The following is a 22,479-nucleotide window of genomic DNA, read 5'->3' on the forward strand; positions in this document are numbered from 1 at the left end:
TTTGCGAGGGGTTTTAGTATTTAAAATGCAAAAATAACACAAAGCGATTTTAAAACGAATTCGTTTTAAACCTTATTTAACGTATATAAAAATCTAATTCAGTAATTTTGTCCTTCAATAATTTAAAAATCACCAAAATGGATTTAATGGGAATGATGGGTAAACTTAGAGAAACCCAACAAAAAATCGAAGATACTAAAAAACGTTTAGACACCGTACTAATTGACGAACAAAGTAGCGACAACTTATTGAAAGTCACTTTGACCGCCAATACCAAAATTAAATCAATCGCCATCGATGATTCACTATTGGAAGACAAAGAACAACTGGAAGATTACTTGATTTTGGTACTGAATAAAGCGATAGAAAAAGCAGCAAAAATCAACCAATCAGAATTAGATGCCGTTGCAAAAATGGATATGCCAATGATTCCAGGAATGGAAGATATGTTTAAATAAATATTTTGTTTCAGGTTAAAAACATGTTTCAAGTTTCATGTTCCAAACGTGAAACTTGAAACCTGAAACTTAAAACAAACCTTTCTACTCTCATGAATCAAGAAGCGTTAACTTTCAAAAAGGCAACCAAGGAAGATCTTGAATTTCTCCTTTGGCTTCGCAAAGAGACAATGGTAGAACACTACATTAAAGCTGGAAAGAAAGTAAACAAAGAGAATCTTTTAAGTCGAATAAACCATCATTTTGAACACGCCAAAATAATTCTGTTAAACGAGCAAAAAATCGGACTTCTAAAAGTTTCCGAAAGCAACACCGAAATTGAAATCCATCAAATTCAAGTTGCCCCAAATTATCAAAACAAAGGTATTGGAAGACAAATAATAAAATCCATTCTCCAAGAATCATCCACAAAGAAAATCCCAGTAAAACTTAGTGTTCTTAAAATAAACAAAGCCCAAACTCTTTATAAGAATCTAGGCTTTGCAATATATGATGAAAATGAATATTCGTATTTTATGAAAACGTCTTAAAGAGTAATCTTCTGCAATGTTTCCAAAACATAAGTATGCATCACTTCTTTGTAATCAAGATGCGTCACAATTCGCAGTTTTCCGTGTCCCAAGGCGCTAATCAAAATATTTTTCTCTTTTAATTTCTCGATAAAAACTTTTTCATTTAAGCCTTCACGAAGCGCAAAAATCAGAATATTAGTTTCTACTGGCTCTATTTTACCTATCCATAGTTGGCGTGACAAAACTTCAGCAATTTCTCTGGCTCTTCTGTGATCATCTACTAATTTGGCAATATTATTATCCAATGCAAAATTCCCTGCAGCCGCAAGATATCCCACTTGACGCATACCACCACCCAATATTTTTCGAATACGCAATGCTCTATGAATAGTTGCTTTATCAGCCAAAAGCACCGAACCAATTGGCGCTCCCAATCCTTTCGATAAACAAACTGAAATCGTATCAAACAATGCCCCAAACTCTCTTGGGTGCTGTTTTTTGGCAACCACAGCATTCCAAATTCGGGCGCCATCCAAATGGAATTTTAAATTATTAGCATCACAAACTGCTTTTATTTTCTTTAATTCTTCCAACTCATAACAAGCTCCTCCCCCTTTATTCGTCGTATTTTCCACACAAACCAAACTCGTCAACGGGCTATGGTAAAACTCAGGGTCATTTATCGCTCCGGCTACTTGCTCGGCCGTAATCATTCCTCTATCTCCATCCAGCAAACAGCAAGAAACTCCGCTGTTAAACGAAACACCGCCACCTTCATAATGATACACGTGGGCATATTTATCGGCAATCAATTGCTCCCCAGGCTGCGTATGCAATTTAATCGCAGTTTGATTTGCCATAGTCCCTGACGGAAAAAAAAGTCCCGCCTCCATACCAAACATCCCCGCCAATCTCGCTTCAAGTGCAATAACAGTTGGATCTTGCTTGTACACATCATCCCCCACTTGAGCGTTAAACATGTATTGCAACATTTCCACCGATGGTTTGGTAATCGTATCGCTAATCAAATTTATTTCCATAATCTAAAAACTATATCCTATTTTTGCATTCAAAACTAGTAAAATTATTAGGAGCTAATCCTGCTATTCGTTGCAATCTTTTCTATTTTTTAAGAAAAAATAGAAAAGGATTTCCACTGCTATCAGGGCTAATACTGCTAACCCAATAATTTTCGACACAAAACTACTATAATTTATGACAACTACCGAACAAATAAAAGGTATTGTGGAACGCCTTGGTGCGTTGAGGAGGTATCTTTGACGTTGATGCCAAGCTTATCGAAATTGCCAACGAAGAAGAAAAAACCTTTGCTCCCGACTTTTGGAACAACGCCAAAGAAGCCGAGATTCTTGTAAAAAACCTTCGGAGCAAAAAAAAATGGATTGAAGATTACAACAAAGCTGTCGAGATGACAGACGAGTTGCAACTTGCTTATGATTTTTACAAAGAAGGAGAGCTAACTCCCGAAGAATTAGACGATCAGTACAATTCAACTCAAGCACATATTGAAGCTATAGAATTCAAAAATATGCTTTCGGAAGAAGGTGATTCTTTGAGTGCTGTACTTCAAATTACGGCCGGAGCGGGTGGTACCGAAAGTTGTGATTGGGCCGAAATGCTCATGCGTATGTACATGATGTGGGCCGAAAAAGAAGGTTACAAAATCAGGGAACTGAATTTTCAAAAAGGCGATGCTGCGGGCATAAAAACCGTAACACTTGAAATTGAAGGTGACTATTCTTTTGGATACCTTAAAGGCGAAAACGGTGTTCACCGATTGGTACGTATTTCTCCTTTCGACAGTAACGCCAAAAGGCATACATCATTTGCTTCGGTTTATGTTTATCCGCTTGTTGATGACACCATCGAAATTGAAATCAACCCAGCCGATATCGAAATCGTAACTGCCCGTTCAAGTGGTGCCGGAGGTCAAAACGTAAACAAGGTTGAAACCAAAGTGCAATTGACACACAAGCCAACGGGAATTCAGATACAGTGTTCAGAAACGCGTTCACAACACGACAACCGAACTCGTGCTATGCAAATGTTGCGTTCTCAATTATATGAAATTGAGCTTAAAAAACAACAAGAGCAACGCAGCGATATTGAAGCCGGAAAAATGAAAATCGAATGGGGATCACAAATACGTAATTACGTAATGCAACCATATAAACTGGTAAAAGACGTAAGAACTGGACATGAAACCAGCGACGTTGACAGCGTTATGAACGGAAACATCGACGGATTCCTAAAAGCCTACCTGATGATGATGGGACAGCGTGAAGAGGAATAGTACTTAACAAACAATCTTATACCAAAAAATGCCTTTCAAAATATTGAAAGGCATTTTTATTTTGTCTTTATAATGAACTCTAAAAGAGTCAATACCCTACTGCCATTCAATCAATGAAACCCCAACTCCTACAGTAGTTTGATCGTGATTATAATCAATCAGTGAATTTCCATAACCGTGAGAAACCTGCAAATATCCCCTAAGATTTCCTTTTATGGGATAAGCCCATGAAAAAGTAGAACTTCCTCTCATTTTTCCATCAAAACTAAAATTATGACTTCCGATAAAAGTAAGAACACTTTTATTTTTTGTATAAATAATATTCACATCTGCATTACCAATATAATTTGATATATCGGGATTATCACCTTTTGATTCTGGAATTACATACCAAGGCCTGATGTAAATATTCCAATTTTTCCGCTCAAAACCAGTCATCATAATAACCCTATTCCAACTTCTGGTATTGGGATAACTTTTTCCGTTTGACTCGTGATCAAATGAAACCCCAATCATTCGGGTTTTAAACCCAAATACATTAAACTTAACAGGAAAATTAAGAATGATTTCGGGTTCGTAATTAATTTCTCTGAATGGGCGTGATAATTCTGTATTATATATTTGCCAATGCGATATTTGGGTATAAGCCACCCACAAATCTGCATGTCCCCATAAAAATCCCTGCAAAATTTTAGTTTTAAAACTCAACTGAAATTTCATTTCGACAACATCATAATCAACCTTCGCTGGCGGGATATATTCTGGTGAAGGATTTCCAGAATGGGGTTGCTCATTTGGATTACTCGTCCACACAAAAGGTAAAACATAAATTGCTTTGTAGGGAGTAACCAAAAAAGTCCCTCTTGCCGCGGTTGAATCTAATTCCCAACGGGCAACCATGGTTTTGAGTTCAACTTTATCATTGAATAAAGCTTGAACCTGAGCATTTGATGAAAAAATAGAAAGGAAAAATAAAATGAATGAGAATGTTTTTAACACAGCTTTGAATTTTATTCAAAGGTAGAATCCGAAAAAAGACTTACTGTTATATATTTAGTTCTAAAGCTTATATAATTCACGTTTTAGTTTAAGCCATTTTAATTCATAAAAAGCAATTAAGAATAATTTAAAAATTCAAGATATAAATAAGCTCTTTAGATTTAAAATCCGTTTCAAATTTTACAATAACTATCTCTAAAACGATATCGCTCAAGAAACTGATAAATAACACCATACAAGCATAATATATAACATCCAAAAGCACAATTTCAAAAACAAATTATTTAAATTTGTTAGGTATCAAACTTTAAATACCTACACAATATGAGTAAGAGTTTACCCGAAAAATACAGACATCCATACGCATTTGATAAAAAATACAAAAAATCGGCAGTTTATTTTTCTATGGAATTTGCCATTGACCAATGTCTCAAAATCTATTCTGGAGGATTAGGTTTTTTGGCAGGATCACACATGCGTTCTGCATATGATTTGAAACAAAACTTGATCGGAATCGGAATTTTATGGAAAAAAGGATATTATGACCAATACCTAAAAGAAGATCTTTCTATGGGTGCGCTTTTCAGAGAGAAAAACTACAGTTTTCTTGAAGATACCAACATACGATTCACCATAAAAATAAACAATCACGATGTTTGGATTAGAGCTTATTTCTTAAAACCGGAAATCTTTGGAACTGTACCCATGTTTTTTCTTTCCACAGATTTACCTGAAAATGATTATCTAGCCAAATCAACAACATTCAGGCTATACGATTCAGATCCAAGTGCCAAAATAGCCCAAACAATGGTTCTAGGACTCGGTGGAGCCAAATTACTGGACGCCTTGGACTACGAGCCGGATATTTATCATTTAAATGAAGCGCATGCCGTTTCTTCTGTTTTTCATTTGTACAACAAATATAAAAGCGTTGAGAAAATTAGAGAAAAAATGGTTTTTACCACCCACACTCCCGAAGAAGCCGGAAATGAGAAACACGATATTTATTTACTGGAAAACTTAAGTTTCTTCGACGGCATACCATTGGAAACCGTTAGAGAAATAACTGGTATCCATGATAATACTTTCAATCATTCACTCGTAGCATTACGATTGAGCCACAAAGCAAATGGAGTGTCAAAATTACATGGCGAAGTTTCTAGAGACATGTGGAAAGATTTCAGTGGAATTTGCCCAATAACACATATTACCAATGCCCAAAATAAAAAATACTGGGTAGATCCTTGGCTGGACGATGCCCATGCCAGTAAAGACCGAGAAGAATTAATCAATCGAAAAAAGAGACTAAAAACTAAACTTTTTGAAGTCGTTGCCGATCAAACTGGAAAAATATTTGATCCTGAAGTTCTTACTATTGTATGGGCAAGACGATTTGCCGATTACAAAAGACCAGATTTAATTACTAGAAATATTGAAAAATTCAGAAGTCTAATGACAGACACCAAAAGACCAATTCAAATTATTTTTGCAGGAAAACCATACCCTACTGACTATGGAGCCATTCACAATTTTGACAATCTTTCGCACATCAGTAAAGAATTCAAAAGTATGGCAGTACTTATCGGTCATGAATTAAAATTATCCCGCCAATTAAAAAAAGGATCCGATGTTTGGTTAAACAATCCAAGAGTAACCAGAGAAGCTTCTGGAACATCGGGAGTAACTGCCGCTATGAATGGTTCTATTAATTTTTCGACCAATGACGGATGGGTTCGTGAATTCAAAGATTTAAATGAAACCAAAAATTCATTTGTATTACCAATTGTCGATCACAATTTACCTACATATCAACAAGACCAAATGGATTTAGACAATTTATACCGAATGCTGGAAGACGAAATTCTGCCTTTGTATTACGACACTCCCGAAGAATGGTGGGATCTGGTAGAAACTAGCATGAAACAAATTGTACCCTTTTTTGATTCTGCCCGAATGGTCGATGAATATTACACCAAAATGTATAACTAAATCCATAATTTTGGAATTAAAGTTAAATACTAAACCTCGTTATCTGGAAAAATAGCGAGGTTTTTATTTTTATATGATTTTAAAGAACATTAAATTGCTAAAAATTTAAAATTATCTATATAAATTAAAAAAATTCAATCGTTTTCGTAAATTAGCACTCGTTACAAAAAATACATTTTACACCTATGGATTTAAACTTCAATAAAAACGAAGATCACAATAAACTTTTACTGTCTGAACTCAGACAAAAATTTGCCAAAGTCAAACTTGGTGGTGGCGAAAAACGAATCGAAAAACTTCATGCCGAAGGCAAAATGACAGCTCGGGAACGTATTGATTATTTGTTAGACGAGAACGCAAAATCTATTGAGATTGGTGCTTTCGCTGGAAAAAAAATGTACGTTGAACATGGAGGATGCCCATCGGGAGGTGTAATTGTAAAAATAGGATACATCAAAGGAAAGCAATGCATCGTTGTAGCCAATGATGCTACCGTAAAAGCAGGTGCCTGGTTTCCTATTACTGCAAAGAAAAACCTAAGAGCACAGGAAATCGCGATGGAAAATCGTTTACCAATCATCTATTTGGTTGATAGTGCTGGTGTTTATTTGCCATTGCAAGACGAAATTTTCCCAGACAAGGAACATTTTGGTCGTATTTTTAGGAACAACGCCATAATGAGCAGTATGGGAATTACACAAATTGCAGCCGTAATGGGCAGTTGTGTTGCAGGTGGTGCCTACCTTCCCATTATGAGTGATGAAGCTCTAATTGTTGATAAAACGGGAAGTATTTTCTTGGCAGGAAGTTATTTGGTAAAAGCTGCCATTGGCGAAAGTATCGATAATGAAACCTTGGGTGGAGCAACAACACATTGTGAGATTTCAGGAGTGACGGATTACAAAGCAAAAGACGACAAAGATGCGTTAGACAAAATAAAAAACATAGTCGATAAAATTGGTGATTTTGACAAAGCAGGATTCAATCGTATCAAAGCAGAAAGACCTGCTTTAGACGAAAAAGAAATCTACGGTATTTTGCCAAAAGCCAGAAATGAGCAATACGATATGATGGAAATCATCAATCGATTGGTAGATAATTCTGAATTTGAAGCTTACAAAGAAGGATACGGTCAATCGCTAATTACGGGCTATGCGAGAATTGACGGTTGGGCTGTGGGAATAGTCGCCAATCAAAGAAAAGTGGTTAAAACAACCAAAGGCGAAATGCAATTTGGCGGTGTCATCTATTCGGATTCGGCCGATAAAGCCACCCGTTTTATTGCAAATTGCAACCAAAAGAAAATTCCATTGGTTTTTGTTCAGGATGTGACTGGTTTTATGGTAGGTTCCAAATCTGAGCATGGTGGAATCATAAAAGACGGTGCCAAAATGGTAAATGCCGTTTCCAATTCGGTGGTACCAAAATTCACGGTCGTAGTTGGGAATTCATATGGCGCAGGAAATTACGCGATGTGTGGAAAAGCATTTGACCCGCGATTAATCTTTGCTTGGCCAAGTGCCGAACTCGCTGTTATGGGAGGCACACAAGCCGCAAAAGTATTGGCACAAATCGAAGCTTCTTCTCTAAAAGGAAAAGGTGAGATTGTGGACGAAGCCAAAGAAGCCGAATTATTTGCCAAAATAAAGGCCCGTTATGACGAACAAGTTTCACCATATTATGCTGCAGCACATTTGTGGACAGACGCCATTATTGACCCGCTAGAAACCAGAACTTGGATCTCTATGGGTATCGAAGCTGCTAACCACTCACCTATTGAAAAGAAATTTAATTTGGGAGTGATTCAGGTTTAATCTTAAACTAATTACGCTTTATAAAACTCCTGACTTATCGGGAGTTTTTTTTTGTTAAAAAAAAAACATCCAATTGATAATACAAGACCTAAAATAAATCTCCTTTAAAGAACAGCAAACAATCAAGTAGAATATTTTCATCAATAGACTTTTATTAATACTATAATTACAATATCAAATAAAAGAGATATTGTCAATAAATAGCATAAAAAAATATCTATATATCATTAATTATTAGTAACTTAGTATAACTAATTTAAAACTTAAGGCATTATGAACAATGTAAAAACCTTAAATAAGTGGGCAAATGCACATACTTATTTACCTGTTGATTTATTACGAATGGCTCTTGGTGTTTTTTTATTTATAAAAGGAGTCTATTTTTTTTCAAACATCCAATATTTAGCTGATTTATTATCACCAATAGATAAAATAGACCATATTGGTGGCGGTATGTTTCTAATTCATTATATAGCACCCGCACATTTAGTTGGTGGTATTTTAATTTTCTTTGGTCTATTGACACGCTGGGCCATTATATCACAATTACCTATTTTAATTTGTGCCATTATTATTAACTTTATGGGACATATGCATCACCAAAATTTACTATTAGCAGTACTAACACTAGCAATATGTATCTTTTTTCTAATCTACGGTAGCGGAAAAAACTCGGCGGACTATTTTTTTAAAATGCAAAAATGATCCGAACAAAAATTTATATCAAAACAAAAAAGAGAGGAATAACCATCCTCTCTTTTTTGTTTTGTATCTATTAGTTTTTCTTTACACAGTTATATTTTTGCTTTCTTCTCTCATAATTTTACCGGTAGCCGTTTCTTTAAATTTAGGAATAAAAACAATTTCTTTCGGTTTTTCATATTTATCCAAAACATCAAATACAGAATGGTCAATATCCATTGGTGAACCTTCAACATAAAGAACAACTTTTTCTCCCAAAGTTTCATCTGGCTCTCCATTCACAAAATAGCGTCTTGGTATTAGCGTAGATAATTTAGCCTCCACTTGCTCGGGCATAATTTTTATTCCTCCACTATTGATTACGTTATCAAAACGTCCCAACCAGATAAACTGATTATCCGAAATCAATTTTACGATATCATTGGTAACAATTTTTTCGTTTCCAATATTTTTGGCCACAATTTCCAAACATTGATTCTCGTTAACAGAAACTGTTACATGCGGCAATGTGGTAAAAGCTTCCACTCCAACTTTCTTGGCAGCAATATGCGTAATTGTTTCTGTCATTCCATAGGTTTCATAAATATCGACTGGTAATTTAATCAATTCCTGTTCTAATGATTTATGAATTTTTACTCCACCAATTATTATCTTCTTAATATTCGATAATTTGTCAATTGAATTCTTGGCTTGGAGCGGCACCATAGCAGCAAAATCATACTTTTGATCATTATGTTCTAAAGGATGAGAGCTTGGCGGCACAAAATCCATATCCAAACCTAAGATAAAAGAACGGACAAACATCATTTTGCCCGCAACATAATTAGCAGGCAAACAATGCAAAACTCTATTCCCAGGTTGAAGATCAAAAAAATCTCCAGTTGCTATAGCTGATTTAACCATTGCATCTTTCTCAATCCTAATGGATTTAGGATTTCCTGTTGTTCCTGAAGTGTACATATCGATATATGGTTTGTCATCAAACCAGTCCAATAAAAAATCACCAACCGACTGCTCAAAATCTTCTCCTTCTTTTATAAAACTATAAGCTATTCTGCATAAATCTTCTTTTGTCAAATGAAATCCATTTAATTTAAAATGGTTGTGCACATTCTTGTATGTTACTGTATTATCCATAATGGTTGTTTTGATTTTTTGGGTATTTAATTTAGACTATTTTACAATACTTCCCGTTAGTTTTTCTTTCCAACCAGACCAATTGTATTTTAAGCCAAATATAAGCAAAAGTAGAGGATAAATAACAACAACAGGGAAGATAATATCAAGTCCAGCCTTGGGTTCTGAGACATCTTTAAAAATAGAGTAAGTTTGAAAAGCAGACCAATCTGAGGTTACCAATAATGCTCCAATTAAATTATTTGCAGCATGAAAACCCAAAGCCAATTCCATTCCGTCATCCATTAAAGTTATTATCCCTAACAAAAGGCCTGTACCAATATAGTAAATCATAATTATATTCCCCATCTTGGCTACTTCAGGATTAAAAAAATGCATTAATCCAAAAATACTGGATGTCATCAATAACGGAAACCATTTATTTCTCGATAAATTGGCAAATCCTTGCATTAAATAACCACGAAAGACTAATTCTTCTACACTGGTTTGAATTGGTACCAAAAGAGTGGCAATCACGACCAAAATCAAGAAAGGAATAAGTTGAAAATTGATTTTAAAATCCGCTGGATTGAAATAACACATCAGCAGTGTTGAAATTATCGTAAATAGCGACCATACAAAAAAAGAGAAAAACACTCTTTTCCAATCTATTTTTTTCCTGCCCGTAACAATAGAAATAAATTTTTGCTTATGTAAAAAACGAACAACAAAATAAATTCCGCCCAAAGTAAACACAAACGAAATGAGCAGTAAAAACAGATTCAAATTTGGCTCAAAAAAATGCATTAATTCATCATCGGTGGTTGGATAAACTTTTCCTCTAAAAGATGTTTGAAACAATAGCAATGCTAACATTGGCAACTGCCCCACAAAAGAAGCCCCAATTATAAACATTGAGCCTAAGATATATTTCCAAAATTTATTATTTCCGTCAATTCCTTGTTCTATAAACATTTGTTATTTTTTCTATAATTTTAATTAAAATGGCATTTCAAATCTTATTTTTGCTCGAACTAAAGTAGTTTTTTATTTTAGTATAAACCAAATCTTACCTACAAAAATGATACAAATATACCACAATCAACGTTGCGGAAAATCAAGAAACTGTTTACTCCTTTTGAAAGAATCCAATAAAGAAATTGAAATCATCAATTATCTCAACACTCCACCAAGCGCAGCTGAATTGACCACGCTACTTCAAAAACTAAATTTAACACCAATAGAATTAGTACGTCAAAAAGAAGCTATCTGGATAGAAAATTTCAAAGCAAAAACATTGACTGAAAATGAAATAATTCAAGCGATGGTTGAGAATCCTATTCTTATTGAAAGACCAATCGTAGTTAATGGAGATAAAGCAATCATCGGTCGCGATCTGGAGAAGGTAATTCCATTCATATAGACATTAACATAATTTTAGGAAAATCATCTTTAAACCTTTTATTGCTTTCTCTATCCAATAGAGAAATCTTATTTATTATTAAATGAAAAATTTCAAATTTACAGTAGTTCTATTATTTCTATTTTTAGGACTAACCAACTTTGCTCAACAGGGGCCTCCAACAGTTAGCAAAATCAAAGTGACTGGAAAAATTGTAGACAAAAAAAGCAACCAACCCTTAGAATTCGCTACTGTCACTTTAAAAAATCAAAAAAATCCTAAAGCTCTTTCTGGAGGAATTACAAACAACAAAGGGGAATTTCAAGCCGATGTTGTTCCAGGAATTTATGATATTACTGTCGAATTCATTTCGTTTAAATCAATCGAGATAAAAGGAAAAAACATAACCGAAAAAACTTCACTGGGTACCATTGCACTTGAAGATGATGCTTCACAACTGAACGAAGTAGTTGTTCGTGCTGAAAAATCATCTGTTGAAATAAAACTGGACAAAAAGGTGTACAACGTTGGCCAGGATATGATGGTAAAAGGTGGAACTGTAAGCGACGTTTTAGACAATGTTCCTTCTGTTTCTGTTGATACCGAAGGAAATGTAAGCTTGAGAGGAAGTGATAATGTCCGAATTTTAATTGATGGAAGACCGTCCTACGCTGTAAATATTGCAGAAGCTTTAAGACAACTTCCTGCTGATGCCATTGATAAAGTTGAAGTTATCACTAATCCATCAGCCCGATATGATGCAGAAGGTGGTTCTGGAATAATCAATATCATCCTTAAAAAAGGAAAAAACCAAGGCTTTAACGGAACTATTATAGCGTCAACAGGTATTCCTGAGACTTATGGTTTAAGCGCCAATGTGAATTATAAAACAGAAAAATTAAACTACTTCACTACTGCAGGCTACAATCACAGAACTAATGAAGGTGGTGGTAAAACTTACTCAGAATATTTCAATGAAGACGGTTCTATCAAAAACTATTTAGATGAAGATCGTGATACAAAGAGAACCAGAGATGGTTTTAATGGAAGAGCTGGTGTTGAATGGACCGTGGCGCCAAATACTTATTGGACAAATGCAATCAATTACGAAAAAAACACTGGCGATGACAAAGATTTAATCAACTACAACAACTATGATGCAGCTCATATTTTCACAGCTTCAACTTACCGACTGAACAATGGAGATACTGGTAGTGAAAACGTCTCATATACTTCAAACTTAATCAAAAACTTCAACGACAAAGGACACAAACTTACTGTTGATGCTTCTGTTTCAAGAAATACTGATGATAGCCAAAGTATTATTACCGGTTCTAACAATTATAACAATACCTTAAATAATCAAGTTCAAAAACAAGCACAATTTCAGGCTGATTATGTACTACCGCTAGGGGAAGGAAGTCAGTTTGAAGCTGGATATAAAGGTAATTTTGGCGATTTAAACAACGAATATTATGTTCTTGACGATCAAGGAGTAAGAATAGATAATTTATCAAATACTTTAGAATACAAAGAAAACATCAATGCTGTTTATACACAGTATGGTTTCAAAAAAAATAAATTTTCTTATTTATTTGGTTTACGTTGGGAAGACACTAATGTTCATGTAAACTTATTAGACACCAACGATTTTAACACTAAAAAATACAACAACTTGTTTCCAAGTGCTTTTATCAGTTATCAAATTTCAGATCAAAGTAACTTCACTACAAGCTACAGCAAACGTTTAACAAGACCAAGAGGACGTTTCATGAACCCTGCTGTAAACTATTCAAGTAATGTTAATATTTTTCAAGGAAATCCTGATCTAGATCCTTCCCTAACTGACAAATTTGATATTGGATATATCAAGCGTTGGGACAAAGTAACTTTTAATACATCTGCTTATTTTGAAAACACAAAAGATGTTTTCAGCTTTGTGAGATCTCCAACGGGCGATGAAGTAAATGGAATTCCAGTTATTAAAAGTCAACCTATTAACTTAGGAAAAGAACAAAAATTCGGTTTTGAGTTTACTTTAAATTACAACCCATTCAAAATATGGCGAATAAACAGTAATTTCAATTTGTATAATGTAAAAACAACTGGAGATCACAGCTATACGGATACAAACGGTAATCTTATAGTACAAAATCTTGACAACCAAGCTAATACTTGGTTTGCAAGAGTGAATTCAAAACTTACATTACCATACAAAATAGACTGGCAATTGAATGCTACCTACAACGGTGAACAAAAAACGGCACAAGGAAAAAACTTAGATCAGTTTAGCATGAACACTGCTTTCAGCAAAGATCTAATGAAAGACAAAGCAACATTAGCGTTCAATATTAGTGATATTTTCAACACTAGAATAATGAGATCGTATACGTATCTTGAAAACCAAACATCGTATGGTGAAATGCAATTTCGTAAACGTCAATTCAATTTATCATTCACCTATCGTTTCAACAAATCTAAAAGTGATAAAGAAAAGACACAACCTAAAAATGAAGGTGGTGGAGATGCTGATTTCCCAGGATAATCTTCAGACCAGATATAATAAAAAAAGGATTCGTAATTACGAATCCTTTTTTTTTTGTAAAGTAAAAATAAGACTAAGCTTCTTCTTCTTTTTGTTTTGCTTTCTTTTCTTTATAAGCTTCCCAAGTTGCTCCACCTACCCAATAGGATACGAAACCAACTAGGAAAAACATTAACCAAAATCCCATTGTAAGGATGGTTAAGAAAAGTAAAAAGCCTAAATACTGATGAAATTCAAACATGTTTTCCGGAATTTTTGAATGTAGCGACAAATATAAGTTTTAAATCTTTTCGCACCAATAAAATCGGTAAAAACTATAACGTAATTTTAAAATTATTTTAGGCCAACAAAAATTAGAAACAAACAAAACGGTCTTACCGCTTGACATTCAAAAAATTAATTACTTTTTAACAAAATAAACATCAATAATTACAAAAAATAGACGGTTTATTTCATTTTTTTAATTTATTTTACGTACTGTTGCTTTTCCAAAAGAGTAATAATTTTTAAAAAATCCCTATGAATAAAACATTCCATTCATTCTATTTTCAAATTAGCAAAAAAATGGAAAAACACAGTGTCGATTTCATGAGATATGCGTTAGCAATTGTCTACATATGGTTTGGAACATTAAAATTAATAGGAATGAGCCCCGCTGGTGAACTAGTGGAACAAACTGTTTTTTGGTTTAAACCCGAAATTTTTATTCCGTCATTAGGGTTTGTTGAAGTATGCATAGGGGTAGGTTTTTTATTCAAAAAATTAATTCCCTTTACCATTATAATTTTGCTGTTTCATATGGCTGCTACGTTTTTTCCGCTTTTTATATTGCCTAAAATATGTTTTGATTCCTTTCCGTACTGTCCAACTTTGGTAGGTCAATACATTATCAAAAATCTAGTATTAATTAGTGGTGCTTTTTGTGTTGCTGGTAAATACAACCATGAGTATTACGCTGTTTCAAAAAATTAATTCTTTGAAACAATTCCAACTCATAAGTATAGAATAATTCATATTCAAAAGAAGATACAAAAAATCATCACTTATACTTATCCGTTTTAAGAATCCATCAAAGTATCAGCCTCATTTCGTAACAATATTATCAAATTATCATTTTTAGATCTAAATTTTTCTATTATAGTTCAATTAATAATTATATTTGTTCATCAAAAAAATTAAACTTTTATGGAAGAATGTATCTCAGTTTTTGATATGCTGAAAATTGGTGTTGGACCATCAAGTTCACATACACTTGGCCCTTGGCGTGCGGCTGAACGTTTCTTAAACGAACTGAGAAGTGAATATGACATCAATGCGGTAAAAAGAGTAAAAGTTGATTTATACGGTTCTCTTTCATTAACAGGAAAAGGACATGCAACTGATTTGGCCATTATGCTCGGACTAAGCGGTCAGGATCCGGAATACATCCCTATCCAAGATATTGACGGAATTATCAAATCGATTGAAGCTAAAAACGAAATCCATTTGGGAAACCAAATCCAAATTCCTTTTTATTTTCTTCAAGACATTGTTTTCAATAAAAACTTTCTTCCTTTCCACGCCAATGGATTAACTTTTACAGCTTATTTCAGTGATGAAACCGAATACAGTTCCACCTTTTATTCTATAGGAGGAGGATTTGTTGTCAAAGAAGAACGTGAAAATGCCCAAAAGAAAATTGCTATAAAATGTGCATTCCCCTTCCCTATCAATAAAGCCACAGAGCTTTTAGCCTATTGCACAAAAGAAAATAAATTAATTTCCGAAATCGTTTACGATAACGAAAAATCAATGCGTCCCGAGGCAGAGATTCACCATGAATTAATGCGCATTTGGAATACTATGTTGGAATGCATGTATATCGGTTGTCATTCCGAAGGCATACTTCCAGGCGGTTTACATGTGCGTAGGCGCGCTTTTGACATGCATCAAAATTTGATTGGTTTGGCAAATTACACCAATCCTCAAGAATGGCTGGAAGAAATTAGAAAAACCGAAGTTAAATTTCGTCAGATTCTAAAATGGGTAAGCTGTTTTGCATTGGCGGTAAACGAAGTAAATGCAGCTTTAGGACGAGTAGTAACTGCTCCAACAAACGGAAGTGCCGGAGTAATTCCTTCCGTTTTAATGTACTATTTGGTTATTGAAAACCATCAAGCCGGGGAAAAAGAAATCAAACAATTTCTAATGGTCGCTGGGGAAATAGGCAGTATTTTCAAGAAAGGCTCAACAATTTCTGCAGCAATGGGTGGATGTCAAGCCGAGATTGGTGTTTCAAGCGCTATGGCTGCGGGTGCTTTATGCGAATTGATGGGAGGAACTCCAGATCAAGTATTAATGGCTGCCGAAATTGCCATGGAGCATCACTTGGGTTTAACATGCGATCCAATTGGCGGTTTGGTGCAAATTCCTTGCATCGAAAGAAATACCATGGGTGCCATAAAAGCAATTAATGCCGCCGAACTTGCCCTTGAAACCGATGCCAAAAACGCCAAAGTATCTCTGGATAAAGTAATCGACACCATGTGGCAAACCGCCAAAGACATGAACTCCAAATACAAAGAAACCTCCGAAGGCGGACTGGCAATTGCCGTGAATATGGCAGATTGTTAGAGTTTTAGAAGGCAGATTTCAGGTTTCAGATAGCAGAACTAAGATAGCAGAAGGCAGATTTTAGAATACCAAAATAGAAGAATAAAAAAAGATTTCAGAACAAGAAGGTTATTCTTCTAATCTGAAATCTTTTTTTTGATTACTGCAAACCGAAATATGCCTTCAAAAAATTTTTTAAAAACTGCTTACTGCAGACAGCAAACTACCTTTTGCTACCTGAAAACTGCTAGCTAATCACTTTCCTTTCCAGTTCTAAATTAGAAATTGGTTGATAGACAATAGGAATTTCCTCAATTACCACGTCACTTTTGTCAAGTCCAAAAGCTCTAGTATCCGATAGTGACATGTTTTTTAATATATAATAGGAATTCAATAAAAGTCCATCTCTTACGGCAAATTCATTTTCGACAGATAGGAATTTTTCAATTATAACAAATTTAAAATCAGGTTCAGCATTGTATTTTGTTGAACCATCGGCACGAATATGCAAATTCAGTTCTTTATTATCAACTAGATTTTGAACTATTCTTTTAAAATACAATTCCACTTTTGGTTGAATTCTGAAACCAATATTCAAGACAATTTTGATTACTTTATCATCCAATAACTCTATAACTTCATAATTCAAATCAAAAGGTGAATTGGTTCTGTTAATATGAAAAAACCAATACACATCAGCCCTTTTTGGTTTTTTAGAAAAAATGGAATTTAATATTTTTTCTTCAATTTCATAATTTCTGTCCGCTTTTGATAAATAAATTAAATGCGTAGAATACTTCGGAATTGTAATGTCGTTGCTCAATTCCTCCAACTTAGCGGTATACTCAGTCAAATTGGTGAATTTCACAAATTTATTATTGATTTTTCTGGAAAAGAACCAAACGTACATTGTCATAAATATAAAAAGCTCGAAGAACAAAAACATCCAACGTTCTTTGATCTTAATAATATTTGCAACAAAAAAAGCAATTTCAATGGCTACAAAAATTGCAATGATTACACCAATAAGAATTCTGTTTAATTTTTTAATATAAATCAAATAATAATTAAGAAGAACCGTGGTCATTAACATGGCAATAGTAATCGAAAATCCATAAGCCGCTTCCATATTTGAAGAGGTTCTAAAATACAAAACCATCAAAATACATCCGACCCATAAAATAGTATTCACCGAAGGAATATAGATTTGCCCTTTCAAATTGGTCGGGTTTTTCATAGTTACACGTGGCCAAAAATTAAGGGAAACCGCTTCGTTGATTAAAGTAAACGAACCACTTATCAATGCTTGAGAAGCAATAATTGCCGCAAAAGTCGAAATAATAACACCAGATAAAATGAACCAATGTGGCATAATTGCATAAAAAGGATTTTTCCCAACCAAGAAATGATTACTTTGATTCATTAACCAAGACGCTTGCCCCAAATAATTAACAACTAATGCAATTTTCACAAAAACCCAAGTGGTTCTAATATTGCTCTTTCCGCAATGCCCCAGATCCGAATATAAAGCTTCGGCTCCAGTGGTACAAAGGAAAACAGCTCCTAGCAACCAAAACCCGTGTGGATATTCAACCAATAATTCATAAGCATACAAAGGATTCAATGCCGTCAAGATTGCTGGATGATCTAATATCTGAACAAATCCTAAAACAAAAAGCATCGAAAACCAAACTACCATTGCCGGTCCAAAAAAGAAGCCCACTTTTTGAGTTCCAAAACGCTGAAAAAAGAACAATCCTGAAATAATAACAATAACAATTGGTAGAATTGGAATATTTGGAACTATATCGCCTAATCCTTCAACAGCTGAAGTCACAGAAATAGGAGGCGTAATAATTCCGTCTGCCAAAAGTGTGGTAGCACCCAAAATGGTTGGGATTATTAATTTTCCTTTTCCAAATCGTTTAACCAAAGCATAAAGCGAGAAAACTCCACCTTCACCGTGATTATCTGCTGAAAGTGTCAGTAATACATATTTGAAAGTTGTTTGAAAAGTAAGTGTCCAAAATATACACGAAATCCCTCCATAAACCAATAATTTCGATATTTCTCTTTGCCCTATAATGGCTTTCATAACATATAACGGACTGGTTCCTATATCTCCGTAAATAATTCCGAGCGCCACCAAAAGGGAAGCTGCTGTTACTTTTTGAACCGTTGATTTATTCATTTTGTTTTAATTTATATTCTTTTAATTCATTTTTTTAGAGCACAAAAAGCCCTATATGAGATGCTTGCACACTTCAAGTTTTATTCTTTTTTTGAATATTTTAATTGATTTTAACTAGTGTTAAACCGGTATCCTACACCGGATTCTGTGATAATAAATTTAGGATGATTGGGGTCTTCTTCAATTTTCTTTCGAAGTTGCGCAACAAAGACACGCAAGTATTGCGTTTGATCGGCATAGCTGTTTCCCCAAACCTGTTTCAATAAATATTGATGGGTTAATACTCGTCCCTCATTTTTTATAAAAATAGAAAGTAAATTATATTCAGTCGTTGTGAGTTTCAAAATTTCATTATTCAACCTCACAATTCGAGAAGCCAAATCAATTGAAACCGAACCAAACTCAATTATAGGTTCCTTTTCATCGGTAACCGAATTTCGCAAAGCAGTTCGAATTCTAGCTAGTAATTCTTGTGTACGAAACGGTTTAGTCAAATAATCATTGGCTCCATTATCAAGCGCTTTTACAATCTCTTCTTCGGCACTTTTCACCGTTAAAATAATAATTGGATTGTTATACCATTCGCGTAATCGTTTCAAAACAACTTGTCCGTCTTCATCAGGCAAACCTAAATCAAGAATAACCAAATCCGGCTGATGATTTGCTACCATAGACAATCCTTCTTTTGCATTGACGGCAAAAATTGTTCTATAGTCATTTGAATTCAACGTGATTTCAAGTAGTTTTCTAATTTGAATTTCATCATCAATGACTAATATTTGAGCACTATTATTCATTTGAAATTTCTTTGGTATTCATAGTTAAAGTTTGAAAATTTAGTGTAAAAACTGAACCTCCCTCTTCTCTGTTTTCGAGTGTTACTTTTCCGTGTTGTGCTTCGACAAATCCTTTCACGATAGACAAACCAAGACCTGTTCCACCGGTTTTGGAATTTTGAAGACGATAAAACTTATCAAACACTTTGTCTATTTCATTTTCTGGAAAACCAATGCCATCATCTGCAATTGTGATTACACAAGGGTATAATTTATCGGGATTGTATTCAAAATCAACATCCACATTATAGGATACTTTAATTTCTATTTTTGCTCCTTTGGGTGTATATTGTGATGCATTAAAAACCAAATTAAAAATAATCTGTTGCATCAAGCCATAATCCAATTTAAAAAGCGGCAAATTTTCGTCTGTTTTTACGACTACTTTATGAAATTGCAGGTCATCCTTTAAATGATCCAAGACATTATAAATCAATTCTTCTAGATCGCACCAATCCATTTTAGCTTCAATAACCCCCGACTCTAATCGGGACATATTCAGTAAATTTTCGACCTGATGATTCAATCTCAAAGATGCTTTCTCTATTTCTGCATATAAATTTTCTTTATTTTCTTCAGAAATATGCACTGATTTGCTTTGAATAGTATCTATAGCTCCCATTATTGTAGAAATAGGTGTTCTCAATTCGTGGGATAAAGAATCAAGTAAGGCGTTGTAAAGTTTCATAGTATTAACCCTAACTTCCTTTACCTGTAATATTTTTTCTGCTCTTCTGATTTTATTAGTCAAAACCGCATTTACTAGAGCAATAATGAAGAATAGCACCAATAACAAAGAATCTTCGGCATCACTAATATGAAAAGTATAATAGGGCTGAATGAAGAAAAAATTCAATATCAATGCACATAAAACAGCACTAAGGAGTAGTGGTAAAATTGACAAAAACATTGACAATATTGAAACTACAACCAATAAAATATAACCTACAATTTTATAATCTAAATAATCTCGGGTAAATAAACACAGTGAAGCTACTATACCAATAGATAGTATGCTTACTAAATATTGATTTTTTATTTTGATTTGATCCAAAATACTACTCATACCCTAGTCTTTATTTGTTAATACAAAGTTAAAGGATATGATGTAAGTATTTTATAATATAACAAACTAGAATATAAAGATTTTATAAAGATTTACTTTATTAACCAATATGAATTAAGTTTCAACAAAGAGAATGCAAACTTTTCTGCTTAAACACTCAATAGTTTAAAATAAAATGTACTCCCCAAGCCCAATTCACTTTCAACTCCTATTGTACCTCCTTGGGCTTCAATAAACTCTTTGGATATAGCCAATCCCAATCCAGTACCCGTTTTGTGACTTCCTGGAATTTGAAAATATTTATCAAAAACTTTAGTTAAATAACGATTATCAATTCCTTTTCCGGTATCAATAACCGTAAACGAAATTTGATGGTTATCACTTTCCAATTTCACTCTAATGGCACTTTTTTCAGAAGAATAACGAATGGCATTTGTCAAGAAATTAATCAGCACCCAAGACGTTTTTTCGCTATCTGCTTTTACCATTGGAAGATTGTCGGTAGTTTCTACTAGCAATTCAATTTGCTTTTGTTCGGCTTGTATTTTTACCGCTTCGGTAGCATAATGCACGATTTCATAAGGGTTGCTTTTTTCAATATTGAGTTTAATATTACCGGTTTCAACCTGTGAAAGTTCCAATAACTCTCCTGTAATTTTCAGCAAGCGCTCACCATCATCCTTGATGCTTTCTATCAGATGTTTTTGCTCTTCATTCATTGTCCCTGTTTGCTCATTTTCCAATAAATTCAAACTTAATTTCATAGTTGAAATAGGTGTCTTTAATTCGTGTGAAATGGTCGCTATAAAATTTGTTTTGGCAAAATCCAATTCTTTAAATGGAGTTATATTTCTTAAGATAATTACGTCTCCAATATCAATAGTTTGGTCTTCACCTGTGGGCTGAATCGTAATATTTACGTTTTCTTTTTCAAAATAACTTTCTTTTCCATCGGCAAAAATTTTCATCGGAAGTGGTTTGCGCCCGTGTAAATTATCCTTATTTTCAATGTTTTTATCTATTAATGATTTCATCAAATCATTTGTCAACCCAAGGGTTATAGCAGTTTTTCCAAGTACTTCTTCCGATTTGAGGCCGATGATTTTCAAAGCTTCATCATTGACAAATAAAACCACTCCCTGATTATCCAATCCGATAATAGGATCATTCATCTTGTTGATTAAGGTTTCCAGTCTTTTCTTTTCAAACAACAATTTATAAAGATTGCTATCGTGGTACTCCTCCAATTTTTGAGCCATCGTATTGAATGATTTTGCCAAATCACCAAACTCACTATGACTCATAAAATGCACTCGTTCCGAATAATTTTTATTGGCAATTTCTTTAATACTTGCAGTAAGCTCCTTAATGGGGTCGGCAATATTGTTGGGTAAATTCACCAAAAGGTTAAAAGCTATCAAAAAACATAGTGTTCCCGTTATGGCTATCCACATATTGGCTGTTTCGGCGGTGTGTTTGGCAATATCACTTTTCTGTTTGATAGCAACCATATTCAACTTCATAATCTCGAAGATATCTTGTCGAATTTGACTTTTTAATTTTTCATCAGCTCTATTTGTTTTTAAAAGATTAAAACTTTTTTTTAAATTACGAGTTGCGTCACCTTCTCCTACCTCAGTTACATTCTTATTTTGTTTATTCAGATTGGTTTCAAATGTAGCTATTGCTTTCTCTTCATTGCCATCAACCTCATCTAATGAAAGCAGCATATTTCGAGAGTATTCCAAAGTATTATAATTGGCTTTCAAAATATTTTCAGTGTCTTTTTTTATCGAAAAAATATAAAAAGCACTGACTAAAGTCAAGATAATTATCATAACAAATAACAATCCGACACCTAAATTTAATTTAGTTTTAATTTTCATATATAGATAATATTTAAATTTTGGAAATATAATACAGCCATTCTTAATTCCTATTTG

Annotated in this window: 19 protein-coding genes; 10 read left to right on the forward strand and 9 right to left on the reverse strand. The window is 33.9% G+C overall.

The features are described 5' to 3' along the window. Positions 1 to 137: 137 nt before the first annotated feature. Both C8C85_RS00545 and C8C85_RS00550 read left to right on the forward strand, forming a co-directional pair. Positions 138 to 458: a YbaB/EbfC family nucleoid-associated protein gene (locus C8C85_RS00545; protein ID WP_116795325.1), complete on the forward strand. Its 321-nt coding sequence runs from the start codon at positions 138 to 140 to the stop codon at positions 456 to 458. A 92-nt stretch (positions 459 to 550) separates the two neighbouring features. Then, complete coding sequence (locus C8C85_RS00550) at positions 551 to 988, forward strand: GNAT family N-acetyltransferase (RefSeq protein WP_116795326.1); 438 nt, start codon at positions 551 to 553, stop codon at positions 986 to 988. Here C8C85_RS00550 and C8C85_RS00555 read toward each other — a convergent pair. Then, positions 985 to 2,010, reverse strand: a complete 1,026-nt coding sequence (locus C8C85_RS00555) for a threonine aldolase family protein (protein ID WP_116795327.1) — start codon at positions 2,008 to 2,010, stop codon at positions 985 to 987. The genes C8C85_RS00550 and C8C85_RS00555 overlap by 4 nt on opposite strands. Positions 2,011 to 2,185: 175 nt before the next feature. On the opposite strand from C8C85_RS00555, the gene prfB reads away from it, so the two are divergent. Further along, a protein-coding gene (gene prfB / locus C8C85_RS00560) for a peptide chain release factor 2 (RefSeq protein ID WP_116795328.1) occupies positions 2,186 to 3,284 on the forward strand; the annotation gives its coding sequence in 2 pieces (ribosomal slippage) (positions 2,186 to 2,248 and positions 2,250 to 3,284; 1,098 coding nt in all). A 96-nt stretch (positions 3,285 to 3,380) separates the two neighbouring features. Here prfB and C8C85_RS00565 read toward each other — a convergent pair. Then, entirely contained in the window at positions 3,381 to 4,283 is a 903-nt protein-coding gene (locus tag C8C85_RS00565; RefSeq protein ID WP_243412018.1) for a phospholipase A, read from the reverse strand. A gap of 324 nt (positions 4,284 to 4,607) precedes the next feature. Here C8C85_RS00565 and glgP point away from each other — a divergent pair, with 324 nt between their 5' ends. From glgP to C8C85_RS00580, 3 genes are all read left to right on the forward strand, one after another. Continuing rightward, on the forward strand, positions 4,608 to 6,272 hold the full coding sequence (gene glgP / locus C8C85_RS00570) for an alpha-glucan family phosphorylase (protein ID WP_116795329.1): 1,665 nt from the start codon (positions 4,608 to 4,610) through the stop codon (positions 6,270 to 6,272). A gap of 185 nt (positions 6,273 to 6,457) precedes the next feature. Then, a complete protein-coding gene (locus C8C85_RS00575; protein WP_116795330.1) occupies positions 6,458 to 8,086 on the forward strand; it encodes an acyl-CoA carboxylase subunit beta in 1,629 nt (542 codons plus the stop codon). Positions 8,087 to 8,359: 273 nt separating this feature from the next. Continuing rightward, positions 8,360 to 8,791, forward strand: a complete 432-nt coding sequence (locus C8C85_RS00580; RefSeq protein WP_116795331.1) for a DoxX family protein — start codon at positions 8,360 to 8,362, stop codon at positions 8,789 to 8,791. A gap of 81 nt (positions 8,792 to 8,872) precedes the next feature. Here C8C85_RS00580 and C8C85_RS00585 read toward each other — a convergent pair whose 3' ends face one another. Both C8C85_RS00585 and C8C85_RS00590 read right to left on the reverse strand, forming a co-directional pair. Continuing rightward, complete coding sequence (locus C8C85_RS00585) at positions 8,873 to 9,925, reverse strand: AMP-binding protein (protein WP_116795332.1); 1,053 nt, start codon at positions 9,923 to 9,925, stop codon at positions 8,873 to 8,875. A 36-nt stretch (positions 9,926 to 9,961) separates the two neighbouring features. Beyond that, positions 9,962 to 10,879: a CPBP family intramembrane glutamic endopeptidase gene (locus tag C8C85_RS00590; protein ID WP_116795333.1), complete on the reverse strand. Its 918-nt coding sequence runs from the start codon at positions 10,877 to 10,879 to the stop codon at positions 9,962 to 9,964. Between the two features lie 106 nt (positions 10,880 to 10,985). Here C8C85_RS00590 and arsC point away from each other — a divergent pair, with 106 nt between their 5' ends. Continuing rightward, positions 10,986 to 11,327, forward strand: a complete 342-nt coding sequence (gene arsC, locus C8C85_RS00595; RefSeq protein WP_116795334.1) for an arsenate reductase (glutaredoxin) — start codon at positions 10,986 to 10,988, stop codon at positions 11,325 to 11,327. Positions 11,328 to 11,409: 82 nt separating this feature from the next. Further along, positions 11,410 to 13,851 (forward strand): outer membrane beta-barrel family protein, encoded by a 2,442-nt coding sequence (locus tag C8C85_RS00600; RefSeq protein WP_116795335.1) that lies wholly within the window; start codon positions 11,410 to 11,412, stop codon positions 13,849 to 13,851. A gap of 73 nt (positions 13,852 to 13,924) precedes the next feature. Here the strand turns inward: C8C85_RS00600 and C8C85_RS00605 are convergent, their stop codons facing one another. Beyond that, complete coding sequence (locus tag C8C85_RS00605) at positions 13,925 to 14,092, reverse strand: hypothetical protein (protein WP_116795336.1); 168 nt, start codon at positions 14,090 to 14,092, stop codon at positions 13,925 to 13,927. A gap of 323 nt (positions 14,093 to 14,415) precedes the next feature. On the opposite strand from C8C85_RS00605, the gene C8C85_RS00610 reads away from it, so the two are divergent. Continuing rightward, positions 14,416 to 14,823: a hypothetical protein gene (locus tag C8C85_RS00610; protein WP_243412020.1), complete on the forward strand. Its 408-nt coding sequence runs from the start codon at positions 14,416 to 14,418 to the stop codon at positions 14,821 to 14,823. A gap of 213 nt (positions 14,824 to 15,036) precedes the next feature. Then, a complete protein-coding gene (locus tag C8C85_RS00615; RefSeq protein WP_116795338.1) occupies positions 15,037 to 16,464 on the forward strand; it encodes an L-serine ammonia-lyase in 1,428 nt (475 codons plus the stop codon). 226 nt (positions 16,465 to 16,690) lie between these two features. Here C8C85_RS00615 and C8C85_RS00620 read toward each other — a convergent pair whose 3' ends face one another. From C8C85_RS00620 to C8C85_RS00635, 4 genes are all read right to left on the reverse strand, one after another. Then, the gene (locus tag C8C85_RS00620) at positions 16,691 to 18,634 is read right to left on the reverse strand and encodes a KUP/HAK/KT family potassium transporter (RefSeq protein ID WP_116795339.1); all 1,944 of its coding nucleotides are present in this window, start codon (positions 18,632 to 18,634) and stop codon (positions 16,691 to 16,693) included. Between the two features lie 110 nt (positions 18,635 to 18,744). After that, a complete protein-coding gene (locus C8C85_RS00625; protein WP_116795340.1) occupies positions 18,745 to 19,431 on the reverse strand; it encodes a response regulator in 687 nt (228 codons plus the stop codon). Continuing rightward, complete coding sequence (locus tag C8C85_RS00630) at positions 19,424 to 20,536, reverse strand: ATP-binding protein (RefSeq protein ID WP_116795341.1); 1,113 nt, start codon at positions 20,534 to 20,536, stop codon at positions 19,424 to 19,426. Before C8C85_RS00630 ends, C8C85_RS00625 begins: the two co-directional genes overlap by 8 nt. A gap of 149 nt (positions 20,537 to 20,685) precedes the next feature. Beyond that, on the reverse strand, positions 20,686 to 22,422 hold the full coding sequence (locus C8C85_RS00635) for an ATP-binding protein (protein ID WP_116795342.1): 1,737 nt from the start codon (positions 22,420 to 22,422) through the stop codon (positions 20,686 to 20,688). Positions 22,423 to 22,479 lie beyond the last annotated feature (57 nt).

The organism is Flavobacterium sp. 103 (genome assembly GCF_003096795.1).
Classification (GTDB): domain Bacteria; phylum Bacteroidota; class Bacteroidia; order Flavobacteriales; family Flavobacteriaceae; genus Flavobacterium.

Coding starts and splice junctions, on each gene's coding strand:
- C8C85_RS00545 (WP_116795325.1), top strand. CDS start 138: ATGGATTTAATGGGAATGATGGGTAAACTTAGAGAAACCCAACAAAAA.
- C8C85_RS00550 (WP_116795326.1), top strand. CDS start 551: ATGAATCAAGAAGCGTTAACTTTCAAAAAGGCAACCAAGGAAGATCTT.
- C8C85_RS00555 (WP_116795327.1), bottom strand. CDS start 2,010: ATGGAAATAAATTTGATTAGCGATACGATTACCAAACCATCGGTGGAA.
- glgP (WP_116795329.1), top strand. CDS start 4,608: ATGAGTAAGAGTTTACCCGAAAAATACAGACATCCATACGCATTTGAT.
- C8C85_RS00575 (WP_116795330.1), top strand. CDS start 6,458: ATGGATTTAAACTTCAATAAAAACGAAGATCACAATAAACTTTTACTG.
- C8C85_RS00580 (WP_116795331.1), top strand. CDS start 8,360: ATGAACAATGTAAAAACCTTAAATAAGTGGGCAAATGCACATACTTAT.
- C8C85_RS00585 (WP_116795332.1), bottom strand. CDS start 9,925: ATGGATAATACAGTAACATACAAGAATGTGCACAACCATTTTAAATTA.
- C8C85_RS00590 (WP_116795333.1), bottom strand. CDS start 10,879: ATGTTTATAGAACAAGGAATTGACGGAAATAATAAATTTTGGAAATAT.
- arsC (WP_116795334.1), top strand. CDS start 10,986: ATGATACAAATATACCACAATCAACGTTGCGGAAAATCAAGAAACTGT.
- C8C85_RS00600 (WP_116795335.1), top strand. CDS start 11,410: ATGAAAAATTTCAAATTTACAGTAGTTCTATTATTTCTATTTTTAGGA.
- C8C85_RS00605 (WP_116795336.1), bottom strand. CDS start 14,092: ATGTTTGAATTTCATCAGTATTTAGGCTTTTTACTTTTCTTAACCATC.
- C8C85_RS00610 (WP_243412020.1), top strand. CDS start 14,416: ATGGAAAAACACAGTGTCGATTTCATGAGATATGCGTTAGCAATTGTC.
- C8C85_RS00615 (WP_116795338.1), top strand. CDS start 15,037: ATGGAAGAATGTATCTCAGTTTTTGATATGCTGAAAATTGGTGTTGGA.
- C8C85_RS00620 (WP_116795339.1), bottom strand. CDS start 18,634: ATGAATAAATCAACGGTTCAAAAAGTAACAGCAGCTTCCCTTTTGGTG.
- C8C85_RS00625 (WP_116795340.1), bottom strand. CDS start 19,431: ATGAATAATAGTGCTCAAATATTAGTCATTGATGATGAAATTCAAATT.
- C8C85_RS00630 (WP_116795341.1), bottom strand. CDS start 20,536: ATGAGTAGTATTTTGGATCAAATCAAAATAAAAAATCAATATTTAGTA.
- C8C85_RS00635 (WP_116795342.1), bottom strand. CDS start 22,422: ATGAAAATTAAAACTAAATTAAATTTAGGTGTCGGATTGTTATTTGTT.